Source organism: Streptomyces sp. NPDC107471, from assembly GCF_055582845.1.
Window position 1 is genome coordinate 549,241 of sequence record NZ_JBVJPC010000003.1, and the last position, 14,700, is coordinate 563,940.

The 14,700-nt window shown below is 73.2% G+C and carries 15 protein-coding genes; 5 read left to right on the top strand and 10 right to left on the bottom strand.

The genetic code is table 11. The annotated features are described in order from the left end of the window. Positions 1-181: 181 nt before the first annotated feature. Both ACZ66S_RS11990 and ACZ66S_RS11995 read left to right on the top strand, forming a co-directional pair. Complete coding sequence (locus ACZ66S_RS11990) at positions 182-952, top strand: GNAT family N-acetyltransferase (RefSeq protein ID WP_469901370.1); 771 nt, start codon at positions 182-184, stop codon at positions 950-952. Then, positions 952-1,875 (top strand): lysophospholipid acyltransferase family protein, encoded by a 924-nt coding sequence (locus ACZ66S_RS11995; RefSeq protein ID WP_469901371.1) that lies wholly within the window; start codon positions 952-954, stop codon positions 1,873-1,875. Before ACZ66S_RS11990 ends, ACZ66S_RS11995 begins: the two co-directional genes overlap by 1 nt. Before the next feature lie 101 nt (positions 1,876-1,976). On the opposite strand, the gene ACZ66S_RS12000 is transcribed toward ACZ66S_RS11995, so the two are convergent. Together ACZ66S_RS12000 and ACZ66S_RS12005 are read right to left on the bottom strand one after the other, a co-directional pair. Next, positions 1,977-4,325 (bottom strand): excinuclease ABC subunit UvrA, encoded by a 2,349-nt coding sequence (locus ACZ66S_RS12000; protein ID WP_469901372.1) that lies wholly within the window; start codon positions 4,323-4,325, stop codon positions 1,977-1,979. A gap of 30 nt (positions 4,326-4,355) precedes the next feature. Continuing rightward, positions 4,356-5,354: an LLM class flavin-dependent oxidoreductase gene (locus ACZ66S_RS12005; RefSeq protein ID WP_469901373.1), complete on the bottom strand. Its 999-nt coding sequence runs from the start codon at positions 5,352-5,354 to the stop codon at positions 4,356-4,358. 48 nt (positions 5,355-5,402) lie between these two features. On the opposite strand from ACZ66S_RS12005, the gene ACZ66S_RS12010 reads away from it, so the two are divergent. Further along, positions 5,403-6,110: a nucleotidyltransferase domain-containing protein gene (locus ACZ66S_RS12010; RefSeq protein WP_469901374.1), complete on the top strand. Its 708-nt coding sequence runs from the start codon at positions 5,403-5,405 to the stop codon at positions 6,108-6,110. Here the strand turns inward: ACZ66S_RS12010 and ACZ66S_RS12015 are convergent. The 3 genes from ACZ66S_RS12015 to ACZ66S_RS12025 all read right to left on the bottom strand — a co-directional run bounded on the left by ACZ66S_RS12015 (position 6,092) and on the right by ACZ66S_RS12025 (position 7,943). After that, positions 6,092-7,276 (bottom strand): GTP-binding protein, encoded by a 1,185-nt coding sequence (locus ACZ66S_RS12015; protein ID WP_469901375.1) that lies wholly within the window; start codon positions 7,274-7,276, stop codon positions 6,092-6,094. The two genes, ACZ66S_RS12010 and ACZ66S_RS12015, sit on opposite strands and share 19 nt — an antisense overlap. 7 nt (positions 7,277-7,283) lie before the next feature. Further along, positions 7,284-7,454, bottom strand: a complete 171-nt coding sequence (gene rpmF, locus ACZ66S_RS12020) for a 50S ribosomal protein L32 (protein WP_469901376.1) — start codon at positions 7,452-7,454, stop codon at positions 7,284-7,286. 72 nt (positions 7,455-7,526) lie between these two features. Beyond that, positions 7,527-7,943, bottom strand: coding sequence for a (2Fe-2S) ferredoxin domain-containing protein (locus tag ACZ66S_RS12025; protein WP_469901377.1), 417 nt, complete (start codon positions 7,941-7,943; stop codon positions 7,527-7,529). 225 nt (positions 7,944-8,168) lie between these two features. Here ACZ66S_RS12025 and ACZ66S_RS12030 point away from each other — a divergent pair, with 225 nt between their 5' ends. Next, entirely contained in the window at positions 8,169-8,660 is a 492-nt protein-coding gene (locus ACZ66S_RS12030) for a phosphatase domain-containing protein (protein ID WP_469901378.1), read from the top strand. A gap of 6 nt (positions 8,661-8,666) precedes the next feature. Here the strand turns inward: ACZ66S_RS12030 and ACZ66S_RS12035 are convergent, their stop codons facing one another. Then, positions 8,667-8,882: a dodecin gene (locus ACZ66S_RS12035; protein ID WP_365454984.1), complete on the bottom strand. Its 216-nt coding sequence runs from the start codon at positions 8,880-8,882 to the stop codon at positions 8,667-8,669. A 91-nt stretch (positions 8,883-8,973) separates the two neighbouring features. On the opposite strand from ACZ66S_RS12035, the gene ACZ66S_RS12040 reads away from it, so the two are divergent. Continuing rightward, positions 8,974-10,149 (top strand): MalY/PatB family protein, encoded by a 1,176-nt coding sequence (locus ACZ66S_RS12040; RefSeq protein ID WP_469901732.1) that lies wholly within the window; start codon positions 8,974-8,976, stop codon positions 10,147-10,149. A 41-nt stretch (positions 10,150-10,190) separates the two neighbouring features. On the opposite strand, the gene egtD is transcribed toward ACZ66S_RS12040, so the two are convergent. Genes egtD through egtA form a run of 4 tightly spaced genes read right to left on the bottom strand, consistent with a single transcriptional unit; the run spans position 10,191 to position 14,540 of the window. After that, complete coding sequence (gene egtD / locus ACZ66S_RS12045) at positions 10,191-11,153, bottom strand: L-histidine N(alpha)-methyltransferase (protein ID WP_469901379.1); 963 nt, start codon at positions 11,151-11,153, stop codon at positions 10,191-10,193. After that, on the bottom strand, positions 11,150-11,923 hold the full coding sequence (gene egtC, locus ACZ66S_RS12050) for an ergothioneine biosynthesis protein EgtC (protein ID WP_469901380.1): 774 nt from the start codon (positions 11,921-11,923) through the stop codon (positions 11,150-11,152). The genes egtD and egtC overlap by 4 nt, the downstream gene beginning before the upstream one ends. After that, positions 11,923-13,254, bottom strand: a complete 1,332-nt coding sequence (gene egtB, locus ACZ66S_RS12055; RefSeq protein ID WP_469901381.1) for an ergothioneine biosynthesis protein EgtB — start codon at positions 13,252-13,254, stop codon at positions 11,923-11,925. The genes egtC and egtB overlap by 1 nt, the downstream gene beginning before the upstream one ends. Further along, the gene (gene egtA, locus ACZ66S_RS12060) at positions 13,251-14,540 is read right to left on the bottom strand and encodes an ergothioneine biosynthesis glutamate--cysteine ligase EgtA (protein WP_469901382.1); all 1,290 of its coding nucleotides are present in this window, start codon (positions 14,538-14,540) and stop codon (positions 13,251-13,253) included. Before egtA ends, egtB begins: the two co-directional genes overlap by 4 nt. Between the last annotated feature and the right edge of the window lie 160 nt (positions 14,541-14,700).

A 14,700-nucleotide genomic window follows, 5' to 3' on the forward strand; every position in this document is an offset into this window, starting at 1 on the left:
CTCCGGTCACCGGCGGGACACCGGCCGGTCGGCGGAGCAGGGCGCCCCGGACACCTTGCCCGAGCCGTTCAGCCTCCCCACATCCCCGCTCCCGCAACCGGTCACGTACACGCCAACCGGCGTCGGGAGAACAGGGACAGCGGCACCGCTCGCCGCCTCCGCCTGTGACCTGGAGAGTGCCATGACCGGCGTTTCCACCCTCGACCGACCCCCGCAGAGCGTCGCCCCCGCCCGCTACACCGTCACCCTGGCGCGCGACGAGGACGACGTACGGGCCGCGCAGCGGCTGCGGCACGACGTGTTCGCCGGGGAGATGGGCGCCCTTCTGTCCTCGCCCGAACCCGGCCTCGACATCGACGGCTTCGACGCCTACTGCGACCACCTGCTCGTCCGGGACACGGTCACCGGCCAGGTCGTCGGCACCTACCGGCTGCTGCCCCCGGAGCGCGCCGCGGTGGCCGGACGCCTGTACTCGGAGGGCGAGTTCGACCTCGCGCCGCTCGACGCGATCCGCCCCGGACTCGTCGAGGTCGGCCGCTCCTGCGTGCACCCCGACCACCGCGACGGGGCCGTCATCGGTCTCATCTGGGCCGGGATCGCCCGCTACATGGTGGACCGCGGCCACGACTGGCTGGCCGGCTGCTGCTCGATCCCGCTCGCCGACGGCGGCGCGCTCGCGGCCGGCACCTGGGACCGGGTGCGCGCCAAGTACCTGGCGCCGGAGGAGTTCCGGGTACGGCCCCTGCTGCCGTGGCAGCCCGCGGAGGGCACGCCCGCCGACCGCGCCGAGCTGCCCCCGCTGCTGCGCGGCTATCTGCGCCTCGGCGCCTGGGTGTGCGGACAGCCCGCCCACGACCCGGACTTCGGGGTCGCCGACATGTACGTGCTGCTGTCGATGCGCCGGGTCAACGCCCGCTACCTGCGGCACTTCCTCTCGCTCGTGCCCGCCTGATGAGCGTCTGGCTGCCCAGCGCGCCCTGCACCCCGGGCACGTGTCTGGAGCGGACTGGGTCCGTCACGGCCGTACCCCGCGCCGTGCTGCGGCTCCTCGCGGCCACGGCCGTGCTGCTGGCCGGGATCGCCCTGCTGCCGGTGCGCCGCACGCTCCCGGCCGACGCCGTGAGCTGGTGGTGCCGGGCGGTGGTGCGGGCCTGCGGGGTCCGGATCCGGCTGTCCGGCGCCGCCGCGCCCACCGGCGGGGTCCTGCTGGTCGCCCACCACGTCTCCTGGCTGGACATCCCGCTGCTGGCCGCCGTACGTCCCGCCCGGATGCTCGCCAAGTCCGAGATCCGCCGGTGGCCCGTGGCCGGACCGCTGACGGCGGGCAGCGGCGCGCTGTTCATCGAGCGGGACCGGCTGCGGGCCCTGCCGGACACGGTCGCCCGGATCGCGCACGCGCTGCGCGGGGGCGCCGCGGTCGCCGTCTTCCCCGAGGGCAGCACCTGGTGCGGCCGCGCCCGGGGCCGTTTCCGCCGCGCGGTGTTCCAGGCGGCCCTGGACGCCGGGGTGCCCGTCCAGCCGGTGAGCCTGCGCTACCGGCTCGCCGACGGCGGCTCCAGCACGGCCCCCGCCTTCGTCGGCGACGACTCACTGCTCGCCTCGGTGTGGCGGGTGGTGTCGGCCCGCGGGCTGACGGCCGAGGTGGAGGTCATGGCCCCGATCCTCCCGGGCAGCCATCCCGACCGCCGCTCCCTGGCCTCGGCGGCACAGTCACGCACGGGCCACGGGTACTCCGGGGAGCACCCGCCCCCGCCGCTCCCGGACACCTCCGCCCCCGGTACCGGCGCCGTCGGACGCCCGGCGACCGTGCCGGGCCACCGCCCGCTACCTAGCTTCCGGAGCCGCACACCGGCAGCGGGTTTCCGCACGAGGTAGGGCCCTCACAGGAGCCGCCGCGAGAGCCGTCGCTCCGGGGGCCGGGACCGCACAGGAGCCGCAGCGGGGTCCGCTGTTCCGGAGGCCCGGGGCCGGGGGTGTCAGGTGTTCGTGCCGAGCGCTCGTGCCAGGTACGGGGCCGTGGCGCCGGCGTTCGCCTCGGCTACGTCCCGTGGTACGCCCGCCGCCACGATCCGGCCGCCCGCGTCGCCGCCGCCCGGTCCCAGGTCGATCACCCAGTCCGCGCCCGCCACCACCGCCATGTCGTGCTCGACGACGATCACGGTGTGCCCGGCGTCCACGAGCCCGTGCAGTTGCATCATCAGGACCTCGACGTCGGCCGGGTGGAGCCCCGTGGTGGGTTCGTCGAGCAGGTAGAGGGTGTGGGCGTGGCGGGCGCGCTGGAGTTCGCTCGCGAGCTTGATGCGCTGGGCCTCGCCGCCGGAGAGCTCGGTGGCGGGCTGGCCGAGGCGGAGGTAGCCGAGGCCGACGTCGAGGAGGGTGGTGAGGCTGCGGGCCACGAGCGGGGTGTCGGCGAAGAAGTCCGCCGCCGACTCCACCGTGAGGTCGAGCACCTGGGCGATGTTCCGTCCCCGGTACGTCACTTCGAGCGTCGCCGGGTTGTAGCGGGCCCCGCCGCAGTCCGGGCAGGGCGCGTAGGTGCTGGGCAGGAAGAGCAGTTCGACGCTGACGAACCCCTCGCCCTGGCAGGTCTCGCAGCGGCCGCCGGCCACGTTGAAGGAGAACCGGCCCACTCCGTAGCCGCGCGCACGCGCCTCGCCGGTGCCGGCGAAGACCTTGCGCACGACGTCGAACAGGCCCGTGTAGGTCGCCAGGTTGGAGCGCGGGGTCCGGCCGATCGGCTTCTGGTCGACCGAGACCAGACGACCCACCCCCGCCGACTCGGCGGTGATCTCGCCGACCAGGGTGGACTTGCCGGATCCCGACACCCCGGTCACCGCGGTGAACACACCGAGCGGGAACTCGGCCGTCACCCCGCGCAGGTTGTGCCGGTGGACCGGACCGACCTTCGACCAGCCGCGAGGCGAGCGCACTGCACGCGGTGCGGCGGGGCCGCGGTCGAACAGGAACCGGGCGGTGGCGGACCCCTCGACCTGCGCGAGCCCCGCGACCGGCCCGCTGTGCAGCACCCGCCCGCCGTGCTCCCCGGCCCCCGGCCCGACGTCCACCAGCCAGTCCGCGCCGCGCATGACGTCCAGGTGGTGCTCCACCACGAACACGGAGTTGCCGGCCGCCTTCAAGCGCGCCAGCACGGTCAGCAGGGCCTCGGTGTCCGCGGGGTGCAGCCCGGCGGAGGGCTCGTCGAGGACGTACACCACGCCGAACAGCCCGGAGCGCAACTGGGTCGCGAGGCGCAGTCGTTGGAGTTCGCCCGCGGACAGGGTGGGGGTGGCGCGGTCCAGGCTCAGATAGCCGAGGCCGAGCTCCACGACGGGCGCGATCCGGGACGCGAGGTCCTCGGTGAGGACCCGCGCGGTCTCGCCGCGGCCGACCAGCGCGGCGGCCAGCTCGGTCAGCGGCAGGGCCGCGAGGTCGGCGATCGTGCGGCCCGCGAAGGTGACCGCCATGGCCTCCGGGCGCAGTCTGCTGCCGCCGCAGGCCGGGCACGGGGCGGAGACCAGGAACCGCTCCGCCCTCGCCCTGAGCGTCTGGCTCTTGGAGTCCGCGAACGTCTTCAGCACATAGCGGCGGGCGCTCATGTACGTGCCCTGGTACGGGCGTTGGATACGGTCCGCGTCCCGCACCGGGTGCACGGTGACCACCGGCTGCTCGTCGGTGAACAGGATCCACTCCCGCTCCTCGGCGGGCAGTTCGCGCCACGGCCGGTCCACGTCGTGTCCGAGCGCGTCCAGGATGTCCCGCAGGTTCTTGCCCTGCCAGGCGCCGGGCCACGCGGCGATGGCGCCCTCCCGGATCGACAGCGACGGGTCGGGCACCAGCGACTGCTCGGTCGTACGGTGGACGCGGCCCAGGCCGTGGCACTCCGGGCAGGCGCCGACGGCCGTGTTGGGGGAGAAGGAGTCCGAGTCGAGCCGTTCGGCGCCCGGCGGGTAGTCACCGGCCCGGGAGAACAGCATGCGCAGCGAGTTCGAGAGGGTGGTGACCGTCCCGACGGAGGAGCGGGAGGTGGGCGCCGAGCGCCGCTGTTCGAGCGAGACCGCGGGCGGCAGCCCGGTGATCTCCCCGACCTTCGGCGCCCCCACCTGGTGGATCAGCCGGCGCGCGTACGGCGCCACCGACTCGAAGTACCGCCGCTGGGCCTCCGCGTAGATCGTCCCGAACGCCAGGGACGACTTCCCCGACCCGGACACCCCCGTGAACACGGCCAGCACGTCCCGGGGCACGTCGACGTCGACCCCCTTGAGGTTGTGCTCACGGGCACCGCGGACGCGGACGCAGGGGTCGTGGGAGGCGTGCGGGTCGGACATGGGAACGACTCTAACCGGAGGTGATCGCCGCTAACCGGAGGTGATCCCCGCCAGCCGTCGATAGGAGTCCAGCAGGGCCTCACGGTCGTACGTGCTGGTCGTGACCAGCACCTCCTGTGCCCCGGTCTCCTTCAGGACCGTCTCCAGCTCGTGGGCGACCTGCTCCTCGGTGCCCGCGATGTGTCCGGCGAGCCCGGCTTCGTACAGGTCCCGTTCCCTGGCCGTCATCGGGAGGGTCGCGACGCGCTCGGCGGGAGGCAGCGGCGGAAAGGTGCCGTGGGTCCGGGAGTACGCCATCGACCAGGCCTCCGGGATCAGCAGGCGCCGGGCCTCCTCGGGGCCGGCGGCGACCGCGACCGTGCCCGAGATGACGACGTACGGCTCGGACGCCCAGGGGGAGGGGCGGAAATGCGCGCGGTAGTGGTCGATGCCCCGCCGCATCTTCTCGCGGTTCCTGAGGTCGCCGATCACCATCGGCAGGCCCGCGCGGGCCGCGATCCCGGCCCCCTCACCCATGGCCAGCACGAAGGGCGGCACCCTCAGACCCTCGGACGGGCGGGCGTGCACCCCGGTGGGGGAGGTGCCGCGGAACCAGCCCAGCAGCTCCGCTAGCTGTACGGCGAAGTCGTCGGCGTCGTCCTTGCCGCGGCCCAGCGCCCTGCGCACGCCGTCGGTGAAGCCGACCGAACGCCCCAGCCCCATGTCGATCCGGCCGGGGAAGAGGGACTCCAGCACCCCGAACTGCTCGGCGACGACCAGGGGTTGGTGGTTCGGCAGCATCACGCCGCCGGTGCCGACCCGGATCGTGTCCGTGGCGGCGGCCACGGCGGCCGCCAGCACCGTCGGCGCGGAGCCCGCGACTCCCGGCACGCCGTGGTGCTCCGAGACCCAGAAGCGGTGGTAGCCGAGCCCTTCCAGCTCCCGCGCCAGGCGGACGGTGTCCTGGAGCGCCTCGGCGTTCGTGCCGCCCTCGCGGGTGCGGGAGCGGTCGAGGACGGAGAAGCGGGTGGCGGCGGTCAGGGAGCTCACACCGGGTTCAACGTCCGACCGGTCGCGGTATTCCCGCCGGAAAACCGGATGGCCGCGATCGCCGCAGGTCAGCACAATGGGCGGGTGACCGTCCAGAACATCCTGCTCTCCGGCATCGTCGGCTCGACCGCGTACGGACTGGCCCGTGAGGGCTCCGACGTGGACCGGCTCGGCATGTTCGCCGCGCCCACCGAGACCCTGCTCGGCCTGCACACGCCGAGGGAGTCGCACGTCACCACGGCCCCGGACCGCACCCTGCACGAGGCGGCGAAGTGGTGCCGGCTCGCCCTCGGCGGCAATCCGACCGTCATGGAGCTGGTGTGGCTGCCGGACGAGCTGTACGAGGTGCGCACCCCGCTGGGCGACGAACTCATCGGCATCCGCGGGTCGTTCCTGAGCGCCCGCCGGGTCCGGGACGCCTATCTCGGGTACGCCGGGCAGCAGTTCAGGAAACTGGAGAGCCGCGGCGGCGACCACCGCACCGCCAAGCACGCCCGGCACCTGAAGCGGCTCTGCCGTCAGGGCCTGGAGCTGTACACCACCGGACGGCTCACCGTGCGGGTCGAGGACCCCGAGGAGTACCACCGCTTCGGGGACGCCGTCGCCGCCGACCCCTCCTCCGCGCGGTCACTGCTCGCGCACTACGAGACCGCGTTCGCCGAGCTGCGCAGCGCGCTCCCGGACCGCCCCGACGAGGCACCGGTCGAGGCGTGGCTGCGCCGCGTCCGCGCGGAGTTCTACGACACGGCCGCGTGAGTGTGGGTGCCGGCGGGCTCGTGGTCGCAGGTGTCGTCCACGCCGTAGGTCTCCCAGGCCGGGAACGGGTCGACGAGCGGACGCTCCTCGTCCGGGGCCAGCAGACAGGCGGCGAGGGCGTGGTGCAGCGCGTCCGGCTGCAACCGCGTCCCGATGAACACGAGTTCCTGCGCGTACGGCGCCTCGGCGTCCCGTGCGGCCGACGGCTCGAAGCGGGCCACCGAACCCGCCTGTGACCACAGCCCGGTCACGTGCGGGCGACTGGTCAGCGTGAAGAAGCCCTTCGAGCGCAGGATCCGCCCGTACGCCCCGCTGTCCAGCTCCTCGGTGACGAAGTCCCACAACCGGCCGGGATGGAAGGGCAGTTCGGCGCGGAAGACGGTGGAGGAGACGCCGTACTCCTCGGTCTCCGGCACGTGCTCGCCGTTGAGCTCCTGGACCCAGCCCGGGGCCTGCTGGGCGCGCTCCAGGTCGAACAGGCCCGTGCCGAGGACCTGTCGGAGGTCCACGCGCGCGTGTTCGGCCTCGACGATCCGGGCGCCGGGGTTCAGCCGTACGAGAGCGGCTCGCAGTCGGGCCGCCGTCTCCTCGTCGACCAGGTCGAGCTTGTTGAGGACGAGGACGTCCGCGAACTCGATCTGGTCGACGAGGAGATCGCTGACCGTGCGCTCGTCGTCCTCGAAGGGGGCCAGACCGCGCTCGGCGAGTTCGTCGCCCCGCTCCAGCTCGGGCAGGAAGCCGGCCGCGTCCACCACGGTGACCATGGTGTCGAGCCGGGCCACGTCCCCGAGGGTGGCGCCGTCGTCGCGGGCGAATGCGAAGGTGGCTGCGACCGGCATGGGCTCGGAGATGCCGGACGACTCGATGAGCAGATGGTCGAAACGGCCCTCGCGGGCCAGCCGGTCCACCTCCTCCAGCAGGTCGTCGCGCAGGGTGCAGCAGATGCAGCCGTTGGTCATCTCGACCAGACGTTCCTCGGTCCGCGACAGCGCGGCCCCGCCGCCGCGCACCAGCGCCGCGTCGATGTTGACCTCGCTCATGTCGTTGACGATGACGGCGACCCTGAGGCCCGCACGGTTGGCGAGGACGTGGTTGAGGAGGGTCGTCTTGCCCGCCCCGAGGAAGCCGGAGAGGACGGTGACGGGCAGGGGGCGGTCGTACGGCATCCGGCCCTCAGCCCTCGGGGCGCAGCAGGCCGCGCTCGTACGCCTTGACCAGGTGCTGCGGGACGAGGTGGGTGACGCCGTCGACGGTGACCGGCACGAGCTGGGTGGTGCCGGCCTTCCACTGAGAGCGGCGGTGGCGGGTGTTGCTGCGGGACATCTTCCGCTTGGGGACGGCCATGGCGGGATCCTCTTCGGTGACCTCGGTGGGTGGGCACCGAGGACGCTATATGAAAATGGATCCCATTAACAACTAGCGGCGGCGCCGGGACCGCACCCGGGCCTCCCGCGGCGGCGCGATGAACTGCAGCTCCAGCGTCAGCGGCGGCTCGGCGACACCCGGACCGCCCGCCGCCGCCCACCGCACGACCTCCTCGGTGGCCTCGTCGTCCATGACGAACCCGATCCACGCGGCCTTGCCCCCGGCCCGGCGCCCGGCGGCCGAGGGGCGTACGACGATCACGTTGGCCTGGTCGCAGGGGCCCAGGCAGTCGGTCGTACGGACCTGGAAGCCGTGCTCGGCGGCGCCGGCCCGCAGCAGCTCCAACTGCCAGGCGTGGTCGGTGCCGGGGTTCTTGCGGGCGTCGCCGCAGCAGCAGCCCCGGCAGACGACGAGGGTGCAGGCGCCGGAGCCGGAGCCGGTCAGGAAGGTGCGGGGCGTCGGGGACATGGGAGAAGCATGCGGCCTGAACCGATCGCGGAGCGCGGGCGGGGTCCCTCCTACCACCGAGGCATTCGTGCTCAGCGCCGATGGGGCGTGCCAAGTACCACCAGGATTCCGGGAGTTCCCGCTGGAGACGGCCCTCGATCCATGGCGGCGGGCTCGGTCGGCGACGGGCAGGTTCATCGTGAGCGGTCGCCCGGGGCGGGAGGCTCGCCGGGCTAGGGTGGCGCTGTGACCGACAGCGACAAGCGCCCGATCGCCGTGTTCGACCTGGACAACACCCTGGCCGACACGGCCCATCGGCAGTGCTTCCTGGAGCGCAGGCCGCGCGACTGGGACGCCTTCTTCGCGGCCGCGCCCGATGACCCGCCGCTCCCCGACGGCATCGCGCTGGTGCTGGAGAGCGCCGAGGAGTGCGAGATCGTCTACCTCACCGGGCGGCCCGAGCGCTGCCGCCGGGACACGCTCGCGTGGCTCACCGCGCAGGGACTCCCGAAGGGGAGCGTGCACATGCGCCGCAACGACGACCGGCGGCCCGCCCGGCGCACCAAACTGGAGATCCTCCAGCGCCTCGCCCGCACCCGGGAGGTACGGGTCCTGGTGGACGACGACGAGCTGGTCTGCGACGACGCCCGACGGGCCGGATTCACCGTCGTACGGGCGGACTGGACCGCCCCTTCCGCGACCCTGGAGGCGGCCCAGGAGCGGGAGGGTCGGACCTGACGGCCGTCAGCCGGTCTCGTCGAGGCGGAAGCCGACCTTCAGCCCCACCTGCCAGTGCTGGACCTGTCCGTCCTCGATCTGGCCCCGCACTTGGGTCACCTCGAACCAGTCGAGGTTGCGCAGGGTCTGCGAGGCGCGGGTGATGCCGTTGCGGATCGCCTGGTCGACGCCGTCCGGCGAGGTTCCGACGATCTCGGTCACGCGGTAGGTGTGGTTCGTCATGGTTCCACCGTGCCCCAGGCGGCTGCCGAGCGCGAGCCGTCCGCGGGTTCGCCTCGGGGCCGACGCCCCCTATGTTGGGCGCATGGACGGTATGCCGCGAGACATCCCAGCCCCCGCCGCCGACAATCCGCTGCGCCGGCTCACCCTGGAGCAGCTCCGCCGCCGTACGAGCATGAAATGGCGGACCCACCCGCAGGACGTGCTGCCGCTGTGGGTCGCCGAGATGGACGTCCCCCTGGCCGAACCGGTGGCGCGGGCCGTCCGGGACGCGGTGGAGCTCGGGGACACCGGGTACCCCTACGGGACCGCGTACGCGGAGGCGCTGGCCGGCTTCGCGGGCGAGCGGTGGGGCTGGGACGGGCTGGCGGTGGAGCGTACGGCGGTCGTCCCGGACGTGATGCTGGGTGTGGTCGAGATGCTCAAACTGGTCTCCGGGCAGGGTGACCCGGTCGTCGTCAACTCGCCCGTGTACCCGCCCTTCTACCAGTTCGTCGGGAACATGGGCCGCAAGGTCGTCGAGGCCCCGCTCGGCGACGACGGCCGCATCGACCTCGCGGTCCTGGAGGACGTCTTCCGGGAGGTCCGCAAGGGTGCGGCCCGGCCCGCGTATCTGCTGTGCAGCCCGCACAACCCGACCGGCACCGTGCACTCCGCCGCGGAGCTGGCGGACGTGGCCGCGCTGGCGCGGACGTACGGGGTGCGGGTCGTGGCCGACGAGATCCACGCCCCGCTCGTCGCGGCCGGTGCGACGTTCGTGCCCTATCTGAGCGTGCCCGGCGGCGGGAACGGGCTGTCGCTGATGTCGGCGTCCAAGGGGTGGAACCTGGCCGGGCTGAAGGCCGCGGTGGCGATCGCCGGGCCCGACGCGGCCGATGACCTCGCACGCCTTCCCGAGGAGGTCGGCCACGGCCCCAGCCATGTCGGCGTCCTCGCCCACACCGCGGCGCTGCGGGACGGCGGTGCCTGGCTCGACGCCCTGCTCGCCGGCCTCGACGACAACCGCCGGCTGCTGGCAGGGCTCCTCGCGGAGTTCCTGCCCGCCGTGCGCTACGTACCGGCCGAGTCCACCTTCCTGGCCTGGCTGGACTGCCGTGCGCTGGGGCTGGGCGACGATCCGGCGGCCGTCTTCCTGGAGCGCGGCCGGGTCGCCCTCAACTCCGGCATCCCGTTCGGTACCGGGGGCGCCGGATTCGTCCGGCTGAACCTCGCGACCTCGCCCGAGCTGATCACCGAGGCGGTACGGCGGATGGCTGTCGCCCTGGACTGAGAGGTGGGGGCCGGGCGAACCGGCCCCCACCTCCCCGACCGCTAGCGGACCACGCTCAGCGACAGCGCGAACCGGCCCTCGCTGTCCGTCCACCAGTGCGCCAACTCCAGCCCCGCGGCGGACAGTTCGCTGCGGACGCCCTCCTTGCGGAACTTCGCGGAGATCTCGGTGTGCAGCTCCTCGTCCGCCGCGAAGTCGACGGCCAGGTCGAGCGCCGGGACCTTCACGGTCTGGTCCTTGCGGGAGCGCAGGCGCATCTCGATCCACTCGTTCTCGGCGTCCCACAGCGCCACGTGGTCGAAGGCGCCCGGATCGAAGTCGGCACCCAGCTCGCGGTTGACGACGGTCAGGACGTTCTTGTTGAACGCGGCCGTCACTCCGGCCGCGTCGTCGTACGCCCTGACCAGCACGTTCTCGTCCTTCACGAGGTCCGTGCCGAGCAGCAGCGCGTCACCGGGGGCGAGCAGGGAACGGACGGAGGAGAGGAACGCGGCGCGCTCGACCGGCAGCAGGTTGCCGATCGTGCCGCCGAGGAACGCCACCAGGCGCGGCCCCGGCGTCCCCGGCAGCGACAGACCGCCCGTGAAGTCGGCGATCAGCGCGTGCACGCTCAGCTCCGGGCGCTGGGCGATAAGGGCGTGCCCGGCCTGGGTGAGCGCGCTCTCGCTGACGTCGACCGGCACGTAGGTGTGCAGCCCGGTCAGCGCGTCGAGCAGGAACCGGGTCTTCTCCGACGAGCCGGAACCCAGCTCGACCAGGGTGCGGGCGCCGGTCGCCGCGGCGATCTCGCCGGAGCGCGCGACGAGGATCTCCCGTTCGGCGCGGGTCGGGTAGTACTCGGGCAACTCGGTGATCTGCTCGAAGAGTTCGCTGCCGTGGGCGTCGTAGAACCACTTGGGCGGCAGCGTCTTGGGCGTGTGCGTCAGGCCCTTGAGGACATCGGCGCGCAGGGCGGCCTCGGTGGCGTCCTCGGGCAGGGTGCGGGTCAGCAGGAACGGACTCACGTGCGGGACTCCTTGAGTGGTTCCAGACACTTCAGGGGTGTCAGCAGGACGTCGGTGCGGGTCGCGGTGAGCAGCGTGCGGTCCGGGACCTCCTGCCAGTGCGGATCGTCGTCGTACGGCTCCGAGGCCACGACCGTGCCGGGGCCCGGGCGTTGCAGGTACCAGAGGGTGTCGCCCCAGGCGGTCGCGGCGATGGACTCCCCGTCGGTCAGCAGCAGGTTGAGCCGGGAGCCGGGGGCCGCCTCGGCGACCTCAAGCACGGTGTCGGACAGTGCCTGGCCCGTCTCGTCGCCGCCGCGCAGCCGGTTCAGGACCAGCGCCCACACGAACGCCGAGTCGTTGCGGGCCTCCATCGACAGCAGTTCGGCCGGGGGCAGCGAAGCGGTCAGGGGGGCCAAGGAGCCCGGCCAGCCCTTGACCGCGCCGTTGTGGCTGAACAGCCAGGGCCCGGAGCCGTAGGGCGCGGCGGCGGCCTCGGCGTCGGCTCCCGCCAGGGTCGCGTCGCGTACGGCGGCCAGGACCGCCGTGCTCCTCACGACCCGGGCGAGATCCGCGAAGGACAGGTCGGCCCAGATGGGCCCGGCCCGCCGGTAGCGCGCCGGCACGGGGTCGCCCTCGGCGTACCAGCCGACCCCGAAACCGTCGGCGTTGACGGTGCCGTACCGCTGCCGGCGCGGCGCCCACGACTGCCGGTACAGACCGTGCTCGGGCTCCACGAGGAGCCGGCCGAGCGGCTCCTCGGGTCCCACGCAGGCGAGGTGACGGCACATCAGACGGTCCCCGCGGAACGGGCCGTGCGGAAGCCGGAGAAGATCTGCCGCCGGATCGGGTAGTCCCAGTTGCGGAACGTGCCCCGGCAGGCCACCGCGTCCACGGCGAACGAACCGCCGCGCAGCACCTTGTGGTCGGGACCGAAGAACACCTCCGAGTACTCCTTGTACGGGAACGCCCGGAAGCCGGGGTAGGGCTCGAAGTCGCTCGCCGTCCACTCCCACACGTCACCGATCAACTGCCGTACGCCGAGCGGTGACTCGCCCTGCGGGTAGCTGCCGGCGGGGGCGGGGCGCAGATGGCGCTGACCGAGGTTGGCGTGCTCGGGTGCCGGGTCGCCGTCGCCCCACGGGTAGCGCATCGAGCGGTCGCCGGCCGGGTCGTGGCGGGCGGCCTTCTCCCACTCCGCCTCGGTCGGCAGCCGCCGTCCGGCCCAGCGGGCGTAGGCGTCGGCCTCGTACCAGCACACGTGGACCACCGGCTCGTCGGGCGGCACGACCTCGGTGACGCCGAAGCGCCTGCGCAGCCACTGCCTGCCGTCCCGCTTCCAGAACAGCGGGGCGTGGATGGAGTGTTGGCGGATGTGCGCCCATCCGGCGGGGGCCCACCACCGCTCGGTGTCGTAGCCGCCGTCATCGATGAACGCCTGGTACTCGGCGTTGGTCATCGGCGTGGTGTCGATGTGGAAGGCGTCCACCTCGCGCCGGTGCGCGGGGCGTTCGTTGTCCAGCGCCCACGGCTCGTCGGAGGTGCCCATGGTGAACGGGCCGCCGGGGACGAGGACTTCGGCCGGGCCGGTGAACAGCGGGGCCGGTGCCGGGTCCGGGGCGGTCAGGGCCGTGGGGCCCTTGCGGAGCTGATGGGTGATCAGCATGGTCTCGTCGTGCTGCTGTTCGTGCTGCGCGATCATCCCGAAGGCGAACCCTGCCTCGGTGAGCCGGGTCCCGTGCAGCGCGCTGCCCTCCAGGACGTCCAGGACGCGGCCGCGTACCTCGGCCGCGTAGCGCCGGGACTCGGCGGGCGACAGCAGGGGCAGGGTGGGGCGCTCGGAGCGCGGGTGCTCGAAGGCGTCGTAGATGCCGTCGATCTCGGGCCGTATCGCCTCCTGCCCGGCGACGGTCCGCAACAGCCACTGCTCCTCCTGGTTGCCGATGTGGGCGAGGTCCCACACGAGCGGCGACATCAGCGGCGAGTGCTGGGCGGTCAGGTCGGGGTCCTCGACACAGCTCGTGAGGAGGGTCGTGCGGTCGCGGGCGGTGACCAGGGTGGTCACGGCCCGCTCGCGGAAGGTCTCGGGATCGACGGACAGATCGGCGGTGGGGTCGGTCATGTGCGGCTTTCCTTCCCGAGCGAACCGTGCGTCCGGTCCAGCAGGTCGTCTGCGGGGCAGCGGCCCCGGATCACATAGCGGTGCAGATACGTTTCGACAGCGGCGGTGACCTCGGATGCGGCGCCCAGTCGGGGCAGCGCCTCCAGAGCCGCCGAGAAGCACGCGACCGCGGCCTCGTGCAGCTCGGGGTCGGCCAGGCCGTGCCGGGCCGCGTCGATCCACAGCGGGTTGTGCGGGGCGGGCAGCGACGCGGTGCGCTCGGCCAGCGGCTTCACCACCCGGTAGGCGGTCTCGGCGGCCTCGGGGTCGTCGAAGAGAGCCGTCGTCACCGCGAGCGGGACGATCCAGCCGTCCTCGCCGGGCTGGGCGTCGATCATGCGCAGTTCGAGATGGCCGCGCGGTCTGACCGGCGGGAACAGGGTCGACACGTGGTAGTCGAGGTCCTCCCGGGTCGGCCGCCGGGGCACCCCCGACCTGACCCACTCCCGGAAGGTGAGCCCCTCCGGGACCTCCCAGGGGCCGCCGTCCCGCCGTATGCACATCACCGGCGAGTCCAGGACGTGCCGGGCCCAGGCGGTGCGCGGGTCGGTGTCCAGGGACGGGCCGCCCGCCCGGCCCGCGCCGATCTCCGTCCACCGGAGCTGGCGGGTCGAGAGCCAGCCGGTGGGCTCGGAACCGGCGAGCGGGGAGTTGGCGAAGGCGGCCACCAGGACCGGGCCCACCTGGTGCGCCAGCCACCAGCGGCGTCCCAGGCCCAGCGGGCCGGGCTCCTCGTGGCCCGCGTCCAGGCACACCTGCACGGAGGCCGAGGTGCACATCATCGCCCGGCCCGCCGGGCCGGTGCGGTCCAGGCAGGTCTCCATGGCGTCGTAGCGAGGTTCCCGCAGGTATCTTCGCGGCGGGTGCCAGGGGTCGTGACCGAGGCCGACGAGGCCGAGGCCGTGCTCGGCGAGGGCCGCCCTTACGGCGGCGAGGTCGGCGGAGACGGTACCGATGCACTCCGTCAGGGAGTCGGCGGGCTGTGAGCTCAGCTCCAGTTGTCCGCCGGGTTCGACGGTGAGCGCCGACTTCAGGGGCACGGTCCGCAGTGCGGCGTAGGCCGCCGCGAGTCGTTCGGGTGTGACGGGGAGCCGCGGGTCGCGCAGCTCGTGGACGAGCCATTCCACTTCCACCCCGATGCGGCGGGGCGGGCCGGTCTTGAAGCAGATACCGCGTACGAGAGCTTCCAGCTCGGCCTCCGGTATGGCTGTACGGGGTTCCGTACAGTCGCTTACCGAGTCGGACATGTCGGGATCCTCCTTGGTGGCCCGGACAGGCAACTCGTCCCACCCAAGACCCTCGCGGCGCTTGGCACAAGGGGGCGTACCAGTACGTTCCGGACTGGTCATATTTCCTTCCCGGGTGCTGTGGGCACCCCGAAACCCTGTTGCACCGCAGGACCAGCAT

Coding starts and splice junctions, on each gene's coding strand:
- ACZ66S_RS11990 (WP_469901370.1), top strand. CDS start 182: ATGACCGGCGTTTCCACCCTCGACCGACCCCCGCAGAGCGTCGCCCCC.
- ACZ66S_RS11995 (WP_469901371.1), top strand. CDS start 952: ATGAGCGTCTGGCTGCCCAGCGCGCCCTGCACCCCGGGCACGTGTCTG.
- ACZ66S_RS12000 (WP_469901372.1), bottom strand. CDS start 4,325: ATGTCCGACCCGCACGCCTCCCACGACCCCTGCGTCCGCGTCCGCGGT.
- ACZ66S_RS12010 (WP_469901374.1), top strand. CDS start 5,403: ATGGCCGCGATCGCCGCAGGTCAGCACAATGGGCGGGTGACCGTCCAG.
- ACZ66S_RS12015 (WP_469901375.1), bottom strand. CDS start 7,276: ATGCCGTACGACCGCCCCCTGCCCGTCACCGTCCTCTCCGGCTTCCTC.
- rpmF (WP_469901376.1), bottom strand. CDS start 7,454: ATGGCCGTCCCCAAGCGGAAGATGTCCCGCAGCAACACCCGCCACCGC.
- ACZ66S_RS12025 (WP_469901377.1), bottom strand. CDS start 7,943: ATGTCCCCGACGCCCCGCACCTTCCTGACCGGCTCCGGCTCCGGCGCC.
- ACZ66S_RS12035 (WP_365454984.1), bottom strand. CDS start 8,882: ATGACGAACCACACCTACCGCGTGACCGAGATCGTCGGAACCTCGCCG.
- ACZ66S_RS12040 (WP_469901732.1), top strand. CDS start 8,974: ATGCCGCGAGACATCCCAGCCCCCGCCGCCGACAATCCGCTGCGCCGG.
- egtC (WP_469901380.1), bottom strand. CDS start 11,923: ATGTGCCGTCACCTCGCCTGCGTGGGACCCGAGGAGCCGCTCGGCCGG.
- egtB (WP_469901381.1), bottom strand. CDS start 13,254: ATGACCGACCCCACCGCCGATCTGTCCGTCGATCCCGAGACCTTCCGC.
- egtA (WP_469901382.1), bottom strand. CDS start 14,540: ATGTCCGACTCGGTAAGCGACTGTACGGAACCCCGTACAGCCATACCG.